21 protein-coding genes are annotated in these 20,336 nt (G+C 55.6%); 16 read left to right on the top strand and 5 right to left on the bottom strand.

Going from position 1 to position 20,336, the window contains the following annotated elements; genetic code table 11:
* Positions 1-630: 630 nt before the first annotated feature.
* The gene (locus tag RBB42_RS22835) at positions 631-1,518 is read right to left on the bottom strand and encodes a recombinase family protein (protein ID WP_306043840.1); all 888 of its coding nucleotides are present in this window, start codon (positions 1,516-1,518) and stop codon (positions 631-633) included.
* On the opposite strand from RBB42_RS22835, the gene RBB42_RS22830 reads away from it, so the two are divergent.
* Together RBB42_RS22830 and RBB42_RS22825 are read left to right on the top strand one after the other, a co-directional pair.
* Positions 1,519-2,196 (top strand): hypothetical protein, encoded by a 678-nt coding sequence (locus RBB42_RS22830; RefSeq protein ID WP_306043839.1) that lies wholly within the window; start codon positions 1,519-1,521, stop codon positions 2,194-2,196.
* An 86-nt stretch (positions 2,197-2,282) separates the two neighbouring features.
* A complete protein-coding gene (locus tag RBB42_RS22825) occupies positions 2,283-2,675 on the top strand; it encodes a hypothetical protein (protein ID WP_306043838.1) in 393 nt (130 codons plus the stop codon).
* 121 nt (positions 2,676-2,796) lie between these two features.
* Here the strand turns inward: RBB42_RS22825 and RBB42_RS22820 are convergent, their stop codons facing one another.
* Complete coding sequence (locus RBB42_RS22820) at positions 2,797-4,293, bottom strand: recombinase family protein (RefSeq protein WP_306043837.1); 1,497 nt, start codon at positions 4,291-4,293, stop codon at positions 2,797-2,799.
* Between the two features lie 204 nt (positions 4,294-4,497).
* Positions 4,498-5,760, bottom strand: coding sequence for a type IV secretory system conjugative DNA transfer family protein (locus RBB42_RS22815; RefSeq protein ID WP_305971058.1), 1,263 nt, complete (start codon positions 5,758-5,760; stop codon positions 4,498-4,500).
* A gap of 86 nt (positions 5,761-5,846) precedes the next feature.
* Here RBB42_RS22815 and RBB42_RS22810 point away from each other — a divergent pair, with 86 nt between their 5' ends.
* The 8 genes from RBB42_RS22810 (at position 5,847) to RBB42_RS22775 (ending at position 12,980) form a co-directional block, all read left to right on the top strand.
* Complete coding sequence (locus tag RBB42_RS22810) at positions 5,847-6,377, top strand: DUF3768 domain-containing protein (RefSeq protein ID WP_305971057.1); 531 nt, start codon at positions 5,847-5,849, stop codon at positions 6,375-6,377.
* Between the two features lie 79 nt (positions 6,378-6,456).
* Complete coding sequence (locus RBB42_RS22805) at positions 6,457-7,164, top strand: DUF932 domain-containing protein (RefSeq protein ID WP_305971056.1); 708 nt, start codon at positions 6,457-6,459, stop codon at positions 7,162-7,164.
* Positions 7,161-7,337: a hypothetical protein gene (locus tag RBB42_RS22800; protein ID WP_305971055.1), complete on the top strand. Its 177-nt coding sequence runs from the start codon at positions 7,161-7,163 to the stop codon at positions 7,335-7,337. The genes RBB42_RS22805 and RBB42_RS22800 overlap by 4 nt, the downstream gene beginning before the upstream one ends.
* Before the next feature lie 96 nt (positions 7,338-7,433).
* Positions 7,434-7,628: a helix-turn-helix domain-containing protein gene (locus tag RBB42_RS22795; RefSeq protein WP_305971054.1), complete on the top strand. Its 195-nt coding sequence runs from the start codon at positions 7,434-7,436 to the stop codon at positions 7,626-7,628.
* Positions 7,625-10,111, top strand: coding sequence for a sensor histidine kinase (locus RBB42_RS22790; protein ID WP_305971053.1), 2,487 nt, complete (start codon positions 7,625-7,627; stop codon positions 10,109-10,111). The genes RBB42_RS22795 and RBB42_RS22790 overlap by 4 nt, the downstream gene beginning before the upstream one ends.
* 10 nt (positions 10,112-10,121) lie before the next feature.
* Positions 10,122-10,802 (top strand): hypothetical protein, encoded by a 681-nt coding sequence (locus RBB42_RS22785; protein WP_306043421.1) that lies wholly within the window; start codon positions 10,122-10,124, stop codon positions 10,800-10,802.
* The gene (locus RBB42_RS22780) at positions 10,802-11,392 is read left to right on the top strand and encodes an HNH endonuclease family protein (RefSeq protein ID WP_305971051.1); all 591 of its coding nucleotides are present in this window, start codon (positions 10,802-10,804) and stop codon (positions 11,390-11,392) included. Before RBB42_RS22785 ends, RBB42_RS22780 begins: the two co-directional genes overlap by 1 nt.
* A gap of 25 nt (positions 11,393-11,417) precedes the next feature.
* Positions 11,418-12,980: an Eco57I restriction-modification methylase domain-containing protein gene (locus tag RBB42_RS22775; RefSeq protein WP_305971050.1), complete on the top strand. Its 1,563-nt coding sequence runs from the start codon at positions 11,418-11,420 to the stop codon at positions 12,978-12,980.
* An 81-nt stretch (positions 12,981-13,061) separates the two neighbouring features.
* Here RBB42_RS22775 and RBB42_RS22770 read toward each other — a convergent pair whose 3' ends face one another.
* Both RBB42_RS22770 and RBB42_RS22765 read right to left on the bottom strand, forming a co-directional pair.
* Positions 13,062-13,745 carry a UPF0149 family protein gene (locus RBB42_RS22770; protein ID WP_305971049.1) on the bottom strand — a complete coding sequence of 228 codons (684 nt, stop codon included), beginning with the start codon at positions 13,743-13,745 and terminating at the stop codon, positions 13,062-13,064.
* Positions 13,746-13,978: 233 nt separating this feature from the next.
* A complete protein-coding gene (locus RBB42_RS22765) occupies positions 13,979-15,001 on the bottom strand; it encodes a hypothetical protein (protein WP_305971048.1) in 1,023 nt (340 codons plus the stop codon).
* Positions 15,002-15,481: 480 nt separating this feature from the next.
* Between RBB42_RS22765 and RBB42_RS22760 the strand changes: the two genes are divergently transcribed.
* The 6 genes from RBB42_RS22760 (at position 15,482) to RBB42_RS22735 (ending at position 20,318) form a co-directional block, all read left to right on the top strand.
* A complete protein-coding gene (locus tag RBB42_RS22760) occupies positions 15,482-15,826 on the top strand; it encodes a hypothetical protein (RefSeq protein ID WP_305971047.1) in 345 nt (114 codons plus the stop codon).
* Positions 15,827-16,138: 312 nt separating this feature from the next.
* Entirely contained in the window at positions 16,139-16,486 is a 348-nt protein-coding gene (locus RBB42_RS22755) for a helix-turn-helix transcriptional regulator (protein ID WP_305971046.1), read from the top strand.
* The gene (locus RBB42_RS22750; RefSeq protein ID WP_305971045.1) at positions 16,476-16,952 is read left to right on the top strand and encodes a hypothetical protein; all 477 of its coding nucleotides are present in this window, start codon (positions 16,476-16,478) and stop codon (positions 16,950-16,952) included. Before RBB42_RS22755 ends, RBB42_RS22750 begins: the two co-directional genes overlap by 11 nt.
* Before the next feature lie 66 nt (positions 16,953-17,018).
* Positions 17,019-17,717, top strand: coding sequence for a hypothetical protein (locus RBB42_RS22745; RefSeq protein ID WP_305971044.1), 699 nt, complete (start codon positions 17,019-17,021; stop codon positions 17,715-17,717).
* A gap of 166 nt (positions 17,718-17,883) precedes the next feature.
* Positions 17,884-18,243 carry a hypothetical protein gene (locus RBB42_RS22740; protein ID WP_305971043.1) on the top strand — a complete coding sequence of 120 codons (360 nt, stop codon included), beginning with the start codon at positions 17,884-17,886 and terminating at the stop codon, positions 18,241-18,243.
* On the top strand, positions 18,243-20,318 hold the full coding sequence (locus RBB42_RS22735; RefSeq protein WP_305971042.1) for a helicase HerA domain-containing protein: 2,076 nt from the start codon (positions 18,243-18,245) through the stop codon (positions 20,316-20,318). Before RBB42_RS22740 ends, RBB42_RS22735 begins: the two co-directional genes overlap by 1 nt.
* Positions 20,319-20,336 lie beyond the last annotated feature (18 nt).

The following is a 20,336-nucleotide window of genomic DNA, read 5'->3' as shown; positions in this document are numbered from 1 at the left end:
CGACACGCAGCATGAAACCTAAACCCGATACACCTTAGAAACGCTGCAAACCTGTCCGAAAAGATGGGACCACTTCAGATGTCCGCGCCTGCAATCTTCCCAAAGATTGTTGCCGCAATGTCTGGCGATCCGGGAACACCCTGCGTGTCTCGGTCAACTACGGGCTCGACAGCAACAGTATCGTCTGCCGCAATCTTTACAGCTGCATCCTCAAGGGCTCGTTGGATAAAACCTCGATTTGTCGAGTTCGGTAGATCAGACTGCCAAGAGTAGAAGAGTATTCGTCGCATGTCCTACATACTGCCACAGCAAAGTGTTTTTACAAACTAGACTACACCTTCTCTCGTGTCACCAAGTTGTTGGTTATTGAGGTTGAACTTCCACTGTAGAATCTCAGACTCGTTTTCTTCTGATATTTTCCTACATGACAGCAGTTCAAGAAGTTGTCCGAGCTGGGTCACATCTGCGGATACTGCACTTGGAGGGTAGTAGACGTTGCATCGATCACGCTGCCTCATCCAACTCATCTCCCTCCGGCCTGCGCTCATTGCGCAAAAGTTCGATAAGTGTGTCGTTCTGGGTCACCACTCGAAACACCTCCAAACGGAGGTGTTTCGCGTATTATACCGCTCAGCTAAGCCATTTATCACAAGTCGAATCCTGCGGTTGGTCAATACCCCTCGGGGAATCGAACTTTCCCCAGGGCTCCAGTTGGCCGTTTTCGGGCGCAAGTACCCCTGAAAAAAGCTCATATCTGTCATCTTGGGCCGAAATGCGGTCTTCCCGCACACAAACGTGCCGCCGCTGGCACCGATAATACACCCGTCCCTTTTGTTGCTCACCGACCAAGTGACGGCCACACGTAGTGCACCGTAGCGTTTGTCGGTAGCGGAAATGATGCTTGGTTCGTCGGCGTTGCTTCTTGGACTCGAACACTTTCTGCACCTTGTCAAAGAGCGCTTCGGTCACCAGCGGTTGATGATGACCATCGAAATGTTGGCCTTTGACGACAACGGTGCCTTTGTAGAAGGGATTATGGAGGATGGCGGAGAGAATGCCGGGGGTTAGGGGTGTGCCTGCTTTGGTCTCCAGTCCGCGCTCATGGAGTGTCTTCCCGAGCTGGGCCAAACTCACCGTACCGCAGGCATAGCGCTGGAAGGCGAAAACAATGAGCGGTGCGATTGCTGGATCAGGACGTTTGACCTGGCGAGGACCGGCATCAAGGTAGCCACGCGGTGCCTTAAAAGGATAGAAGCCCTGGCGCAGTCGCCCCTGGATACCCTTGCGCACCTCCTCCCGCAGGTTGCGAATGAAGTCAGCGGCGATGACTGCTTGGATATCAGCAGTGAGGCGTCCACCACGGGTGTGCAGGTCGATCGGATCATGTACGAAGCGCACATCGATGCCGAGGTCGATAGCATCGCCAAGATCGGCCCAGTCGCGTAGGTATCGAGCGCTACGGTCGATCTTGTGCATGATCAGACCCGCCGCCTTGCCGCGTTTGAGCTGGCGCAACATGTGATTGAATATGGGCCTGCCTCGCTTGGCGGCGGTTTCTTTTTCCTCAAACCATACGTCTGGAAGAAATCGAGCAGGAGTTTTCCCAAGATGTTTAATCTAAAGCACGCTTTCTTCCAGCCCAAAGATGCGATTACTGTAAAGGCTGGAACAGCTTCCTTACCCACGAACCCAAGAGGAGTTGTCCAAAAAATTGCGACCCGCATTTTGGAAAAATGGGACAACAAAACCACGGCTCCGCGAATATCCACCACTTCCATTGACACCTCGTCAATCTTGCGACAAAATCTGAGATTTGTTAATCTGAATAGGGGTGATCAAAGTAAATTGCGAGGAGTGCCGGTTGAGCGCTCCTCTGAAGACACCTTCAGCGACGCGCAACACGGCACTGCTCCTCAAAAGGAGGGTGGCATGTCCCGCACGAAATCGGATTGGTACAATTTCGAAAGCGACGCAGGGTTCTCAAATTGGGAGGGTCGAAGCCCTCTGACCAATGAGACAAATGCGTTACTAGCACGCGTACAGAACTCACTGGCCAGAAAGGTTAATGCGATAAAAACCCAGCACCCTGAAATCGCAAAAAAATTGCTGGAAGGCTCAGAGCTAACTGTTCAAGAGATGAAACTTGTTACTGGGGCCATACAAATCAATAGGACTGGTCAACCCTTTGAAAAGTGAGGGTTGATTTTTTTTGGAGAGGGTAACACGTGTCTACATCCGGTGATACAGATAGCTTCTTTGATACCGACGCATCAAACTCGAAGGTGACATATTACATTCCCAGCTTCTTCCCAAGAAAGGACAGCCATGGAAAAACATTGCAGGAAGAAGACGTAGGCAGACAGATGGAGGAAGTGCACATATTGGTTGAGGCTCTAACTACTATAGTTGGAGGGGCTACGGTCCAAGGCTCAGCCAAAGGCGCCTATTTCTCACGAGACGAAGGACGACCAATATTTGAAGATACGAAGATTGTATTCTCGTACAGTTTCGAAGGCATAAGCACTCTTAAGCGACTTGAGTTCATTGAGTTAGTAGTCGAGTTTGGCCGCCGCGGAGAACAAGAAGAAATAATCGTTGAAGTTGGTGATCGAGCGTACCGAATCCTAAGAGACGCATATGACATTTGGCAGGGATACGTTCCTTCTGCACCATGATAACAAAGTGGACGTAGGTCCCACCTGTCTTGATTTCATCCAGAAAAATCCAAAAGACGCTCAGCAAAACCCTGTAAGGGGGACTGGGTGCTAGCGGCGGGATAGGTAGACGTTCCAGCGATCACGCTGCCTCGTCCAGCTCATCTCCCTCCGGCCTGCAGTCACCACGTAAGAGTTCGAGAAGTGTATCGTTCTGGGTCACCAAAGGGGACAGTTCGGAAAATTTTGCCTTCTGAAGCCAATTATATGGCTCTAAATAAAGGTTTTTTCCGATCACTGTCCGGTTCGAGAAGCAATTTTCGACGATTCGGCGTTTTGTTGACGTATTTCCCAGAATATGAAGCTGGGCAAGGCTTTTTAGGAGTTCGAGTAAATCTGCGGTTTGCGCGTCTGTGATGCGGGATTCGCCCAGTTCTCGGGCCATCTCCTCAAGAGACTCGATGTCGAACTTCAGTTTCAGCCGGCGTTCATTGTAGTCATTCTGGCCGATAGTGCCGTCGAGCAGCAAGTCCATCAGTCGATCAAGCTTCGCGTTCAATTGAGCGATTTGCAGTTCGTAGGACGCCAACAGCTTCTCCGGCTCACCGCTATCGAGTTCCGCACTCCACTGCTTGAACAGCCGGGCGACATCGGTATCGGCAAGTTGCCAACGGCGAAGCTCCGTGGTGACCGCTTTGTCGATACTGTCCTCACGTACGGTGGTCGTCGGACAGGACGAAAGCTGACAGCGATAGTAGACGCGCCCCTTCTGTCTTTCCGGGGACATGGGTCCAGAGCATAGCCCGCAACGGAAGAGACCGCGATACAAGTGGTTGTGGCGCGTAACCTTCTTGCCTGACTTGCCGGTCTTGATCTCCTGCACGCGCTGGAACAGCCGGGTCGGTACGATAGCTTTGTGTTGCCCCTGGTAGACGGCCCCGGTGCGTTTGATGACGATGGTGCCGGTGTAGAAAGGATTATTCAGGATGGTTTCCAGGCCGTGCAGCGACAGCGGCTTGTTGTCGTGGTTTCGCAGCCCTAAGCGGTGCATTTCCGCTAGGAGAGTACGCAACGAGTGTTGGTTTGACGCGTAGAGTTCAAAGGCTTGGCGGACCAAGGGGGCTTTGACCGGGCAAGGTGTTTTCGGTTGTCCGCGACCGTTGTCGAGATACCCTATGGGGGCGCGAAACGGATACAAACCCTGCTTGAGCCGTCCAGCCAGACCTTTGATCGTTTCTTCGCGGAGATTGTGGATGTAGTCCTCGGCGATGACCGCTTGCAAGTTGGCGGCCAGCCGCCCTCCCCTTGATTGGAAGTCCAGTGTCTCCGTGGCGAAGAACAGGTCAATGCCCTGGCTCGGCAGTTCTGAAACCAGCGCCCAGTCCCGCAGATTTCGAGCGGAACGGTCGATCTTGTGCATGATCAGCCCTGCCGCCTTGCCGCGCTTGAGCTGTCGCAACATGTGGTTGAATATGGGCCTGCCTCGCTTGGCGGCGGTTTCTTTTTCCTCAAACCATTGGATGACGTCGAGATTGTGCTGACTCGCAAACCGCGTGATGGCTTCTTGTTGAGCTTCCAGAGATACTCCCAAACCTTGCTTCTGGGTGGAAACCCGGATGTATCCAAAACAGGGTTTCATGCGTCGTCGTTGTTACCGTCCGACTCTACCAAATCCTCGGAAAATTGCGAATCACGCCACGGCCACCGCCCGGTTGCTTTGAGGTGTTCGACCACTGCTTTGCAGATGGCGAGGTGTTCTTGCAGGTGCTCTTCATGGTTCATGTTGGCAGGATACCGGCCTGCGATCGAGGGTTGTAGTGGGCCGGAACGGCGCGTCCTGCAGTCAAGGACATGTACGCATCGAAAACGCTCGACTAGGCGCGTTGTCGAGCATCATGCGCACGTTGGCCCGGTAGTTCGGCTGCGTCAGCAAGTCACCAGGATGCTCCAGCCCAAGATGGGCAGCTAGCAGTAGCGCGTCACTGGCACCGACCCGGAACACAATCATGGTCCCGGCGTTGCCGATGATCGAGGCGAAGACCGGCGGTACGGTCTGCTGAATGTGCTGTTGAGCGAGGATCAACCCCAGTCGGTACTTTCGAGTCTCGGACAAGAGATCTGCCACGGCCTCGGTAGTGAAGCTGTGGAATTCGTCAACGTAGAGGAAGAACGGACGTCGGGCGGCTTCCGGGATGTCGTGGCGCGTGAAGGCGGCATGGGTGATACTGGACACCAAAATACCACCAAGAACATTGGCGACGTCGGCTCCGAGACGCCCCTTGGCCAGGTTCACAATCAGCCCCTGCCCCTGGTCCATGATGGCGCGGAACCGCAGTGGCTGTTCCGGCTCGCAGAGGGCTTGCCGAACCGTTGGGTGGGAAAGAAAGGCTCCCAGCTTGTTCGCGATGGGTGCAAAACCATCAGAAGCGTTTTTGTAGTTCATCGCCGGATATTCCGCCGTCCAAAACTGTCGCACCTGGGGGTCGGTGACATGCGTCAGCACCTCGACCCGGAAACTTCGATCGAGAAACAATCGGGGTATGTCGCGCAGGTCCGCGTCAGGACAATCCAGCAACGCCAAGATCGCATGACGCAGCAGATGTTCCATTCGCACGCCCCAGGCATCGGCCCATTGTTTGCGCAGTGCCTCAATGAGACCGGACGTCACCAACGGACGCAGCGCAGGTGAGGTTCTGGTGAGCGGGTTGTATCCGTAGGGTGAGGCCGGGTCGGCGACGTTCCAATAAAGGGCGTCCGGGCAGCATGCATGAACGGCTTCGGCGAGGTCGCCATGAGGATCGATGAGACAGAACCCACGTCCGGCGGCATCGTCCTGTTCCACCATGCGTCCGAGCAAGGTTGATTTTCCGACCCCGGTCTGGCCAACGATATACATGTGCAGGAGCCGGTCCACCTGCCGGATCGCAGATAGCCTATCGCCATAGCGTGAATACGCCAGACCAAGGGCGGTGGGGGTGATGGGAAAGACTGCCATGCCGCCCAGTTTGCCCCCATTGGCGCGGCTAGCGTAGTGCCCCCGTCCTTCGCTTGGCATCTGCGAAATTTGCAGATGAGGAGGAGTTGCTGGCTCGTGCAGTTCCGTCAACAATAGAAAAGGATCGTTCTTTCTCTCCTTTCGAAGGGTGCGCCTGAACTCCCTTCGGGCGGCCACCCTACGAAAGGAGAACCATCATGGGGACCAAGAAATCCCACATCTGGGATATGGTCGGGGCCTATCCGATCTGTCCTGGCTGCGGCTCGAAACAGGTGGTGCGCGATGCCTGGGCCGCGTGGAGTATGGCCAGCCAAGACTGGCAGCTCCAAGCGATCTTCGACCATTTCAATTGCGACAATTGCGGTGACGAAGAGGTGCCGGACTGGCGCGTGGACGAAGCGTACCGACAACAGCGCATTCGCCGCCTGAATGACCTGCTGCGACAGGGGCAAGCAGAGCATGCTACCATCGTCATGACTGCCGGGGTACAGGCGGAAGGTGACAAGTTCGTCAGACAGGCGCTTGAACGCACGATGACATTCGATGCGTTCGGCGAAGACAATGATCCGCACGGCGAACATGATTTCGGGGCCTTCGAAATCGACGGGCAAAAGCTCTTTTTCAAGATCGACTATTTCGATCTGGAGATGGAGCGCCATTCCGACGACGCGGCCAATCCAGCCCGCACCCATCGCGTGCTGACCATCATGCTGGCCAGTGAATACTGACGTCATCATGGAGCCCCGCGGGGGCCACGCCGTTCAGCAAGGCGAACCCAAAATTTCCCCAAATTCAAGGAGAAGACTCATGTCACTCATGCTTCATGCCGGGGCGGAGCCCGTCGACTACGACACTCTGCACCTGATGCCCACGCCCGAGGCCACACAAACCCATGTCCCGATCGCGCACAGCGCTGTCGTTGACATGGTCCGCTATGCCCTCGGCTACTACGGCCACGATATCACGGAGGAGGATTTCGGGGTGACCCCGGACGGGATGCGCTTCTTCGGCGTCCTGTCACTGCAAAGCCCCTACGGTGGATACACCGACACGGTGGGCCTCCGAAACAGCCACGACAAGACCTTCCCGATCGGGATCAGCTTCGGCAGCCGTGTCTTCGTCTGTGACAACCTCGCGTTTTCCGGCGACACGGTGATCCGGCGCAAGCACACGGTGCATGCCAAGCGCGATCTGCCGGGTATCGTAGCGGGCGTGGTCGAACCCCTGCAGGCCCAGCGGGCTTCGCAACATGACCAGTTCCGCCGCTACCAGGCGACGGAATTGAGCCCTGAGGCAGTCGATCACCTGATCCTGCAACTCTATCGCAAGCGGGTCATCACAGTGACGAAGATCCCAGAGATCCTCGGCCACTTCGAGAACCCACCTTTCGACTGGGGTGGACGGACGGTCTGGCGGCTCTTCAACGCCGTGACCTATGTGCTCGAAGGACGTGTGGTAGAGAACCCGAAGGCCACCACCGAGTTGCACAAGGTCGTCGACGCCGTGGCGGCGTGATCGCCCTGTATATCGGCACATCCAAGGTGGACGATTGTTCCTTGAAGATGACTGGCCCGCCGCCGTTGGAGCGGGCCTTTTTCGTCCTGTTATTGCGCTGCAACGAAGACTTTTTCAACGGTATGGGCGGAGAGCCGCCTTTCGCGGCGTGGGCACATTCACAAGAGAAATGAAATCAGCCGATGAGTTACTCTTTTTAGCCGCACCAGCTTTTGCTTTCAGGTTGGCAAATTTTCCATTATATTCCTCAAAAATCAGGGAACTTCTACATGGATGATGAGATTCTTACTATCCCCGAAGTTGCGAAGCTACTGAAGATAAATGAGAAAACCGCCTACAGGCTTGCATCTCAGTCTGAAATTCCTGGTTTCAAGGTGGGAGGTAGCTGGAGGTTTCGAGCGGACGAACTCCGGCGGTGGATGGATACGCAAGCCGCGAGTGGCAAGAACGAGGGGCAGACATGAGAGAACTCTCTTTCAAAGTTGCTGCCAAGACAGCCAGGCTCTTTGGTCGCGAGAACGTTTCGAACGCCGAAGGTGCTATATCAGAACTCGTAAAAAACACATACGATGCCGACGCTACAATGTGCCTAGTTTGCTTTATTCCAAGGTTCAATAATGCACCCAGTAGGCTGAAGAAGTCTGAGTTTGATCGACTTCGCAAAATTCATCCAGAGATCGAAGAGTTCTACGCGCAGCAGTCCGAGGGCTATGAGCGACGCGACGCTGCTTACGATCTCAACGTCGAGGTTGTCGACAAGCTGGCATCGGGCCTCCTAGATCTTTGGCTGATCGACAACGGTGATGGCATGACTGCGAAGACCATCGAAGACAATTGGATGGTTATTGGCACCAACAATAAAGAGCAAAATGCGACGTCCGAAAGTGGCAGAGCCCGGACAGGTGCCAAGGGAATTGGCAGATTTGCGCTCGATCGTCTAGGATCAGAGTGTCAGCTGTTCTCTAGTTCAGCCACAAGTGAAGCCATCAGCAATTTGGAATGGGTGGTCAACTGGGATGATTTCGACGCCGCCGACAAGACGCTAGAAGATATCAAAGCCGTCTTAAGAGAAGACCAAACTGCGTTGGATGACAGGCTTCGGTTTCTCGATGATCACCCTCCTATCTCAACCGCAGTTTCGCAGCTGGCAGGAAAGGGTTTCAATTGGTTCAAGGGTACCGCTATTCGTATTGGTTTGCTGCGAGATGATTGGCATGCACGCGATGTGCAGCATTTGTACAAGATGCTCGCCGAGTTGATACCTCCACTAGACCAGCGGGTACTTAATCTCTTTCTCTTTGATGCCCGAGAACCGAGCAACTATGGCGTTGTGACTGCTGAAGTTCTTAATGACTACGACTACAAGATTGATGCTGAGATTTCTTCGCAGGGAACCGTGACGATCACGCTTGTGAGGAACGAACTTGATGTCGATCGAATTGATCCGGACCTGTTCGAACTCGATGAGATGAGTGATGCTCCATTCGATGAGAAGTCATTCAGAAAGGCCGAGCTCAAATACACGAAAACCTTGCACGAGCTGTTCCCAGGGGCGCCAGATGACTTCAAAAGAAATGCTGAGGCGCTTGGCTCTTTTAAGGTAAATCTCCGGTTCTACAAGAAGGGAGCACCAAGCGCGCGAGACGGTCGTATCTATCCGTATCGGGCGTTTCAACCGGGACCAAGAAAGGCATGGATTGAAGAGTTCGGAGGTCTGAAGATATACCGGGACAATTTCGCTGTCCGTCCTTACGGTGAGTTGGGTGGACGAGCCTTTGATTGGCTCGCACTCGGCCAGCGGGTCGCGATCAGCCCTGTTCAAGCATCACGAAAGGGCTGGAAGGTCAGCCCCCAGAACTTAGCCGGTACAGTGACTATTTCACGCCTCGAAAACGCCAAGTTAAACGACCAATCCAACCGTGAAGGGATCATCGAAAACGAGTATTTCGCGACGTTCCGTGAGCTTGTGAAACGGGTCATTCAGGAATTTGAAGATGATCGAAGCCACATCCACTACAACCTCAATCGCCTTTTCCAAAGCAAGAATGAGGCGGAAAAGTCGAAGAGTGAAGGCGCCGAAACCGCGGCACGTGTAACTAAGGCGCCTGAAAAGGCGACGCCTGAAGACGCTCAAACACTTGCGAGGGCATACACCGCACAGCAGGAAGAGATTAGGGAGCTTCGCGACGAACAGACGATGCTGCGAGCTCTGGCGACTCTAGGGACGGTGTTAATTTCGTTTTCACACGAAATGGGCCAACTCCAGAACACGATGGGCGGGAGGTCAACCGAGCTCTCGGACATCTTGTCGTCCTATATCGATCGAGACTCTCTCATGGGGGTGGGCGGAGCGTTCAATCCATTCGAGATACTCGAAGAATGGGAAGAGGATGACAAAAAGGTACGCCAATGGTTTACCTTCGCTCTGTCTTCCATTCGAGCCGACAAACGGCGCCGTAAAAAGATCAATTTGCAGCAGCACCTGCAAAAAACCAAGAAGACATGGAAGGGCTTCTTGGAGCCGAGGCACATCACTCTCACCTACGATGTCGTCCAGGAAGCCTCAGAGGTGAACGTGCTAGCCTTCGAGATAGATCTCGACAGCGTGTTCAACAACCTAATCCTTAACTCAGTTGAAGCGCTCTTGTCTGATCGACATCAAGGCGCGCGCGAGATCACAATCAAAGTCGAACAGTCGGGGCCGCAAGTTAGGATTAACTATCGTGACAACGGTCCAGGCCTTGATCCCTCGATACGCGATCCAGCGAGCATCTTTAAGTTCGCTGTCACGACCAAGCGCGATGCGTCTGGTCAGGCAAATGGCACAGGACTGGGGATGTGGATATTGGCCGCCGTCGTACAGGCCTACGGTGGTTCATTCCGAGCATACGGACCGGGCAAAGAGCCAGGTTTCCGGATGGAAATTCTCCTCCCTTTGAAGAAGTAAGGAAACGGTCTTGGCAGAGTTAGTGTATATCGACGAGCAAAAGGCGCAGGCTGGTCAAGTTCTCAGAAGCGCCGTGGCATCAGGTGAATTCACCCCGGATCAGGTACGAGCCATCGAACCAGAGAGCACCTTAGATGACACCATTCAGCAGATTTCCGAATTGCACTGCAAGGTGTTGATTACAGACTACCGCCTATCAGACCACAAACCAGATGTAGAATTTAATGGTGCGGACTTAGTTCGAGCCTTCAGGGATAGGTTCGCCGAATTTCCTTGCTTCGTTACTACATCATTTCCGGACCAAGCTGTTGATGAGACCCTAGACACAAACATGGTATTTCCCAAATCCGATTTCTTGGATCGTGAAGAGGCCAAAAACAGCGACCTCCCGTTCTTCAAGCGAGTAAGGAAGAAAATCGCGGAACACGAAAGACAGGTTGCAGATGCTCAGGCAGAGTTGGAGCACCTCTCTGCACAAGCTCTGGAACGAGATCTGGATGCCAGCGAGACTCAGAGATTCCTTGATCTCGACAGCTATCTGGAAGCTGTCTTGGGTGCTCAGTTTGCAATCGAACGCCATGTGAAAGTTCGGGCCTTAGAGCCATTCGACCGGTTGATTGGCCGCACCGAAGAGCTGATAGAGAGGATCAAGAACGAACTTGCTGAGCCTGACGAACGGGGTGGATCGTAGTGGTGCTGCGGAAGGGTACACCGGTTCGTTCGGTAGTTGCGGCGCAAACTACCTATCGCGCTTACAAGGAAGACTTGCGGAGAGATTTCTCTAGCAGATGTGGCTACTGCGACGCCTTAGACGAGTTCTTTGGCGGAGTGCGGGGTTATCAAATCGACCACTTTGCTCCGAAGTCTTTGTTCCCGGAATGGTTACTCGAGTACCGCAATTTGGTCTACTCATGCCCTTTTTGTAACCGCGCAAAGTCGAACAAATGGATTGGAGATGACAAAAACGTACCCAATGACGGATTGAGTGGCTTTGTAGATCCGTGCGATCCGGATCTCGACAACCATCTTGAACGAGACAATCACGGTAGAATTCGTGCCAAAACCGAACTTGGTCGTTACATGATAGCGAACTTGAACTTGTCGCTTATCCGTCACCAGTTCGTTTGGCAGACCCAAAAAATGGATGAGCTACTAGGCGAACTGCTAGAACTCGAAGCGCGACTGTCTGCGGATACCGAGCACTATCGGTCTGTCTTGCAGGAAATTGCTCGAGTTACACGCGAACATCGAGAGTACCGTCGCCGTGCTTTTGAAGCTTGAACCAGGAATAGAGCGACTTTTGGGCGTGGTATATACGCCTGATGATGTAGCGTCGGAACTGACCAAATTCGCTTTGGCCAGGCGTCACAAAGTACCGAACACGATTCTGGAACCTAGTGCTGGTGATGGCGCCTTTCTGCGCGCACTTGCCGCTTTGACAGAGGGCAGCTTAAGAGTCCACGGCCTTGACATCGATCAGGCAGCTACGGACTTGCTAGAAAGGGATTTCCCGGCTGCGAAGTTCAAGTGCCAAGACTTCATAGAATATGCCGTCACCCATGATGGGCCCAAATACGATTTAGTTATCGGTAATCCGCCCTACATCCGGCGCCATAATTTTGGCGGAGCGCTGATGAAAAGTATCGAAGATCTCAGCCAGATCGCAGATTATCCACTTTCGGAACTTAAGAATGCCTGGGCCGCGTTCGTTGTGGCCTCTAGCATGCTCTTGTCCGATACAGGTGTCTTGGCGTTTATCGTTCCATATGAGCTCCTAAACGTAAAGTATGGCCAGTATCTTCAGGCATTTCTTGTAGATAATTTCGTTTCGGTAGAGGTCTTTACGCCTCAAGATAAGGCCTTTCGCAAGCTTGATCAGGATGCTGTCGCTTTGGTGGCATCGAAAGCCGCGCCCAAGGCAATTTCTGGGGTAACGCTCAGCTCAGTCAAGACACTAGCCAAGCTAGAACCCATAAAATCCCGCAGTATCTGCTTCAGCGGCAAGCAAGCGAGTTCCATCGACCTCAACTCGATTTTCTTCGATGACGAAACGGCGTCTTTGTTACACAAGCTACGCTCAAATCTGAAGACGCTTGGCGACTATGCGACGAGTTCCGCGGGAGTGGTCTCGGCGGCGAATGACTTCTTCATCCTTAGGTCCAACGAAATCAGTGATCGCGGATTGGGCCAATGGGCGCGCCCAATACTGAAGAAGGGTGCTTACCTGCCATCAGGTCCTGTTTTCTCAGAGGATGACCTGGCTGAAATATCAAAACGCGAACCAGCTTTCCTTTTGGATTTTGTACGTGACGGAGCTCCACCGCTTTCGCAGGAAGCGCAATCCTACATCGCAGCAGGAGAAAAGCTGGGGCTCGACCAAAGATACAAGTGTCGTCATCGTTCGCCTTGGTACAACATTCCGATAGTTGAAGCATCTGACGGGATATTTTTTAAGCGGTCACACAGCTTTCCAAGACTATGCATCAACCAAGCAAGGGTTCTAGTGACTGATACGGCATATCAGGTCAAGATGCGGAAAGGCTTTGCGATTCAGGATCTTACCTTCTCGTTCTACAACAGTTTGGCGCTACTGTTTTGTGAGATGGATGGTCGCTTCTACGGCGGCGGTGTCCTCGAGCTGACACCCAAAGAATTCAGAGGAGTGCCAATACATTTCCAACACCCGACCGAGCTACAGTATCGTGAGTTCATCGACAGATTTCCTCAATCTAAATCTCCTGAAGCAGCGAACTTTGATCACGCGGACCGCAGATTGGCGTGCGAGCTGTCCCTTTCTGAGAGACAGGTTTCAATGGTTCGGGAGGCGCTCAAGACGATAAGGACGCATCGTCTTAGACATGGCTCATGAAACTGTTCTTGGTTCGCTGCATTGCAGAGTAGGCAGTGAATTCGAGTGTCGGCTTTGGGCCGGAAAGGTTCGAACTGGCGGTCAGTTCCGACCGCAACACCGCTTATACTTAAGGCCCGACCCACAGGAACACGGATCGTTACGCCTTGGCCGGGGACTGGCCTTGAACGGCATGTCAGGGAGATTCGCGGGCTCTCGCTGGGATAGCTCGGGCCGGGACTGGCAGAGTATTGTGGCGACACAGTTTGGTATTTGATCCGGTGCTTCACGGTCGATCTCGTCAATCTCGTCATCCGTGAAGTTGCTCTGGCCGGTGTAGATATCCTGAAGCGCCATCAGGAAGATCATCTTTGCCCGCGCCTCTTCGCTGGCCTGATCGAGTAGTCGACTCCAAGCATCCGGTCGCAGCCGCATGGCACGCGTGAAGCCATCGACCCAAAGCTCCCACATGACGTCGTCACTATTGGGATCAACCTCGTAGATCGGTTCGACCCAAAGCGAGCCGGCTATCGCCTCAACGACCGAGTTGTAATGCGCCATCACCGCACCAATGGTGTCCTCGGCGGACTGTTGATCGGGAAACTCTGCCTCTCCCGTCTCACCCCAGACATGAGGCAACCAATCCGAGGGCGGAATCATCTCGGGGCAGGCAAGAACACCGACTATGTAGCCATCAAGTTCGCTGAGCGTCATAGGCATGTTCTCTACGGGCAGCGCATGCAACAGCGCGCTGAGACTTTCGAGCTCTTGGTCGGATTGATCCATGACAACCTCCCGGTAACGCGCTGAACTTTTACTCTGTGCAAAGCGAACCCGCAATCCGCGCAAAATCAGCTTCAAGCACGGCCTCAATAGCGCTCTGGACACTATCAACGTCTGGTATCGCGAAGCTGCCGGGCGGCGTTTGATCGAATGGTCAAGGTTCGATATGGGCCGGTCGCGAAAGCATGGTTAGGTACTTCAAATCTCGACCACAATAAGGAGAGCCGCAGGGCACCTCAGCTCTCTATTCGCGGGCCCATTACCCGGGCAGGCAATTCCCGGTTCGCAGGTCGGCCCCGCTTGTGGGTGCGAACCCGCACCACCTTGCCGCTTGCATAGCGCCGCTCGTGTTCGGCAACCCAGTGCTCGGTCGGCGCCGTACGATCGGAAACCTGCGCCTTTTCGAACTGACGTCGCGCCGCGCGCTCGATGAGGTGCCGTTCGCCAGCAGGTCCAATCCGGATCGTGACGTGCGACCGAAGGGTCTCGGTCACCCAGGTTCTACCGAATTTTCGTGCTGCCTTCGCCTGTGCGGTAGATAGGCTTGGAGCCTCACGAGATAGAAGATCATCGTCGCGCGCAGCAAGCGCCGCGAAAAGCATGAACCCGATCACCATCTCGTAGCTGAGGTGACCTTTATGCACCTCTAAATGGTCCCTCACAGCCTGCTCCCGGTCGCCGGGGCCGAGTTCCAGATGCGCCGAGACGACGTTCTTCTGAGGCCACCAGCTGGCGTCATTAAAGTCGGGTCTGCCACCTGGCGATTTATTCAGCACCAGCGTGAGGGGTGAGTCCCAAAAGCTGCGATCGGTTAAGGCGGAGAAGAGCCGCACAGTCATCGTGTCTGGAGACCGATTATCGAACAGGAACCCTCGTTGATGCCAATTACGCAACTCCTCTTCGCTCATCGTCGTCAAGCCGCGCGCGATACGGTCCTCCCAGAGTTTTCGGCTGTCGTATTCGACCCAGACGAGATCCTGTGGGAATTTGACATCGCGCACATAGTCTTGAATTCGAGCTTCTTGCCCATCTTCCATCGACGTGCCCTGGGCATCCATCCGCAGACTGTCGAGATAATTCGCCGCACGGTGGTCGAGTAGATATATCCGAGCCGTGGCAAGGTCGTTGAGGATGTCCTGCCGTTGCACGCGAGTTTCCATCGTCGAAACCATGCGACCCACGGGATCGAAGTCATTGCCGGGCTGCCCAGTTTCGAGATAGCGCCCATACTGCAAGGCGATTGTCTTGTAGAGGATCATTCTGCACCCAAAAATATCCGAGTCCGTTGCTTCTTTTTCGACCTATGCTCAGGCAGGAGATGGACTAGGTTTTCCGAGGTCTAAGGCATGGCGAAAATACAGTCCCCCCTAAAAAACGAACAGCGCGATAGTCGCGAGGTCTACCAACGTTAGCGTTGGGAACGCGACAATACGGCACGATTCACCGAGACAAATATCACCTTGGGACCGGGCATGTCTCGATGAACGACAATTCCAGTTTCCAGGGACTGCTCCCTACATATAGCCGCCCGTCTGTCCATCTGTAAAATCCGCAGATGAGGGGGAGTTGTCGGTTCGTACAGGACTGCCAACAATAAGGCCAGACCGCTCTTTCTCTCCTTTCGAAGGGTGCGCCTGAAATCACTTCGGGCGGCCACCCTACGGAAGGAGAACCATCATGGGGGATACCCAACCTGCAACTCACTGTTTCCATGTCATCATGCTGGCCGGCGAAGACTGATGGCCCGCGAAGCCCGTCCGCTCAGTCAGGCGGACAAAGAGGAAGCGTTCCGGATCGCCACCAAGGCGCTCACGTGCTGGTATGCCGACGACATCGCCGCCGGTATGACTGATGAGGATCTCGAAGCGGCCTTAGTCCGGGTGCTCGGTATCTGGGGTGGCAGCTGCGGTCCAGGAAGGCTGGATGTCGTATTTCAGGGCGCAGGTCTCAAGATTTGGGCCGGTTGGCATATCGTCAATCATGTCACCGAGGCGCCGCTCTTCAAAGGTAACGCGACCATCGCAATGGCCCGGCATGTCTACGGAATTGCCAATCCCAATGACCGGCAGATGTCGCTTTTCTAAGGCGGGCCCGCCGCTATCGGCGGGCCTCCTCTGTCTCTGGTGAGCTGCGGTTTCCGTGGACTGGTGGGACTGGCGCTGGGTTTCGAAATCGGCGAAAATGGACTTGTTCCAGGATTGAAAACGGGTGGTGCCACCGGGGGCTCCGGTGCGGGTCGCGCGGAGGGCGTCAGCCTTCCGCTCTCCGCCCTACCCTCAGCACCAGAGCCCGGCACCCCGGGCACCACCCGTTTTCAAGAAACGCAGGTGGGCGGTGCTACCGCCCGAAACCGTCATCGCCTATGATGACCGCGTTACCCGCTTAGTTCATTTTCCATGTATCACGAGTTCATTTTAGAGTTGAAGTCCATGCGCCAGAAGTCTGGCCTCGGCCAGGAGGACTGCGCGCATCTCATTGGGGTCAGCCCCACCATCTTTGGTCGCATAGAACGCGGTGACCGTCCGCCCAGTGTCGAGGAGATCTGTTGCCTGCAACTCCTCTTCGGCAAGACCTTCGAGAGTTTCTACGCCACCTGCGTGGGCGACGCGCGCGACCGGCTGCGTCGGAACCTGCAGTCTATCCCGCAGCTGCCCGGGCAGGACTGCGACCACCACGCGCGCGAAACCTTCCTCAACGGTTTGAGCAACCGATTGCAAGCCAAACCGGGAAAGGATGACAGCTAGCGCGCAGCGCATCCTCGGGGTCGCCGTTCGGTGTGGACGCCTGGGGTGCGTGGTTGTTGATCATGGTGATCTGATCATCTGGGACGGGTCACGATCCGCCGCATCTTCGACGGAAAGTGCGGTCAGGAAATTGCAGTGCTGGCTCGACGAGTTTCGCCCCGACGTGCTGGTGACCGAAAACCCGGATCACGCCGGTCGGAAACGGGGGCGACAGCTTCGAATTCTACGCGCCTTGGTTGATGTCGGCCAGGAAGCCGGCATTCTCAATATCGTCATTCGCCGACAACGCCTCTACGACAATGTCTATGACGAGGCGGCTGCTTTCGCCGAGGGATTTCCAGACCTGGCTCCGCTCCTGCCGGTACAGCCACCGATCTGGAAGAAGGAGCCCTATCGCCTGATCTATTTCGAAGCGCTGGCACTCATTCGCGATGCAGGTCTGCTGAAGCCTAATCCAATGCAATAGCAGGTGACCGGTCGCCACATACGTTCTTTCATTTGACAAGCTGCGCCTCAGGGTTGCAGCTTGTTCTTGTTTGCGACGGAGAACTTCATCATGCGATCCTATGAAGCGGCCCGGGGCCTGTTGAGCTTTCTCGGCTTCCTAGCCTGGTGCGCAATTATCGGCGGCATTCTCGTCGCCATTGGCGCAGGATCTGCAGTCAGCCAGACACGTAGCTTCGGCGTGACCGGCGGCGCAATGGCGGGCATGATGGCCGCCATGCCGGGCCTCATTCTGGCATTCCTTGGCTTTCTTGCCTTGGTGTTAGTGCAGTTGGGACGCGCCGGGGTCGATACGGCCGAATACACACAGCAGATGCTGAAGATCGCCCGGGACCAGCTTGAAGTGTCCAAGCAGTCGCTGAAACAGGGAGGCGCACCGCAGCAGAGTTTCGAACCCCTCCAGCTAGAAACCCCTTTGTCAGACGGGGCAACAGACGGCGCAACCTACAACAAATCCAAAGCAGGAACGGCGACACCTCCTTCGGTCAAGACACCTTCGCAAACATATCAGCCGGGAGATTTCCTAACCTACCGAACCAAGACAATCCGTGTCGTGGAGGCCGGTTTCGTGTTCAGCGCGCAGACGTACAACACCCTCGAAGAGGCGAAAGCCAAGATTGACGAAGAGGGTCACTTCCTCCCACCCGAACCTCAATTGACCCGCCCCAAACTCGACACCCTGGACGTTGCGCCCGCCGATCTCAGCGCCAGTTTCAAGCGGTCCTGACCCCCATACGGCACCCCCAACCCGTATGGGGGTCATGTATGGGGAAACATGGAGGGCCATAGCTGCTCATACCTGAACCAAAACCCCACTGCTCCGACCGTGACTTCACCTGCTTTCGCAGTTGAACCCACCACGCCCGCCCTCAATACCTGATCCGGATGATCCGATGCGCGTCTCGATTTCACACAACACGATCCAGAAGGGGTTATTGTTCAAGACCACCTACTACGAGGTGACGTTGTCGGTTGCCCTGACGCATGAGGAAAAGCAGATCATCCGGCAGCGGAACCTGCAAAAGACCAAGCTGGTCGACCGCCGACCAGCCACGGCGCGCAACGATGATCGGGACGAAAAGTTCGAGCTGCGCGTCGAACACCTGATGGATGGACGGACCGACCGCTTTCTTTGTGCCACGCCGTCAAAGGCGAAGATCTACGAGGAAGATCTCCTGGTCATGTTGCGGCAGATGAAGCTCTGGTTGTCGGATAACGCCGAGACCGGCAGCGGCACGGTGATCGAACTCTGATGCGGCGCGCGCAGTTCGACATCGCGGACAGCCTTCTGTTCCTGTCGATCGCCCTGGCGCTGGCCTTGCTCCTGACCATCGTGCTCACACCCATCGCTCTGGTCGCGGTCCCGGCCATCATTGGCATCCGCCTGTACAGGCAGAGCCCGGCCCGCCTTGAACGGCTGGCCCGCGAGGAAACCGAGATGCTCTACCGCCACGCGCAAGCCGGACAGGCGGAGCTGACCGACGGGGAAATCGATGAGGCCCTCATGCGCCATTGGCCTCCGGACATGCCGGAGCCGCTGCGTGTGCAGCTTGTGCAGATCGGGCGGGCAATCCTGGACGACGAAGGGCTGACCCCAGAAATCCCGCCGCCTCCCGCACTCTGCAACACGGTCGAGGGCGGACGCTATCGCGACCAAATCGCCCGGCTGGGGCAGGCGCGGAATGACCGGGTCATGGTCCTCTCCGCAATCGACGCGATCTCGCAGAGCCTCGGGACCATTGCCCGGGCCGTGCCACCGATAGACGGCGATGTGTTGGTCGAGGTGACGCAGTTTGTGCACCCGCTGGGTCAATCGGTCGAAGCCGTGATCGCACCTTTCTTCGCGGACAATGATTACCAGCACTTCAAGGGCCTCCGGGAACGGCTTGATGCCAACCTGCAGAGCACCCACCGCAGCCAGCCGATATACCCGCGCGACTACAAGGGCGACGATGTCGTCGACGTCTACCTCAAGGGCACCCGCCTCAAGGAACTGTTCCGGTTGCGGACACCCTTCGAGATCCCGGAAGCGCGGCGCTTTGAGCACACGCATATCGTGGCCGGGTCTGGGCACGGCAAATCCCAAACCCTTCAGTATTTCATCGCCCGGGATCTCGAGGAGGTCGCACGGGGCGACAAGACGGTCATCGTAATCGACAGCCAAGGGGACCTGATCAACAACCTGCTGCGTGCCCGGACGCTGCCGCCCGAGCGGATCGTCCTGATCGACCCGGAGGACATCGGCTACCCGGTCAGCCTGAACCTCTTCTCGGTCGGCCAGGAACGGCTGGCGGACTATGGCGACCTGGAACGGGAACGGCTGACCAACTCGATCATCGAGCTTTATGATTTCGTGCTGGGTTCTCTGCTTTCGGCGGGAATGACCTCCAAGCAGAGCGTGGTCTTCCGCTATGTGACCCGTCTGATGTTCCACATCCCCGACGCCACCATCCACACGCTGCGCGAGTTGATGGAGCCGGGCGGTACCGAGAAATACCGCGAACACATCGCCAAGCTCGACGGCACGCCGCGCCGGTTCTTCGAGACCGAGTTCGACAGCAAGGAATTCACCAACACCAAGACGCAGGTCCTGCGCCGCCTCTACGGCGTTCTGGAGAACCAGACCTTCGAACGGATGTTTTCCCACCCAGCGTCGAAGTTCGACATGTTTTTCGAGATGAACGCCGGGAAGCTGATCCTGATCAACACTTCGAAGAGCCTGCTGAAGGAACAGGGCACCGAGATCTTCGGCCGCTTCTTCATCGCGCTCATCGCCCAGGCCGCCCAGGAACGCGCCACGCTGCCGGATTATGACCGCCTGCCGACCCTCGTTTACATCGACGAGGCCCAGGACTATTTCGACCAGAACATCGGCGTGATCCTCAGCCAGGCCCGCAAGTACAACGTCGGCATGGTGATGGCGCACCAATATCTCGGCCAGCTCTCCGGCGGCTTGCAGGAGGCGTTCGAAGCCAACACCTCGATCAAGCTGGCCGGTGGCGTTTCTGCCCGCGACGCCCGCGCACTGGCGGGACAGATGTCCTCTGATGCCGATACCATCCAGCGCCAGCCGAAAGGGACGTTTGCGACCTATGTGCGCGGCCTCACCGAGCGCGCTGTCCCGATCAGCTTTCCGTTCTTCGTGCTGGAAAAGCTTCCGCGCGCCATAAAGGACGAGGTCGATGCAATCCGGCAACACAGCCGCGAGCGCTACGCCGAACCACTGCGGCGCAGGGCGGAACATACCGCCCCAGAAGAACCAGAACCTCCTGAACCCGAAGAAAAATACGACGGTGATGATCCAACGAAACCTTCGCCGGAATTGTGATCCCGGCTAAGCTGCGAC

Source organism: Mameliella sp. MMSF_3455 (assembly GCF_030733205.1).
Lineage (GTDB): Bacteria > Pseudomonadota > Alphaproteobacteria > Rhodobacterales > Rhodobacteraceae > Antarctobacter.
This window is presented reverse-complemented; position numbering and strand designations above follow the sequence as displayed.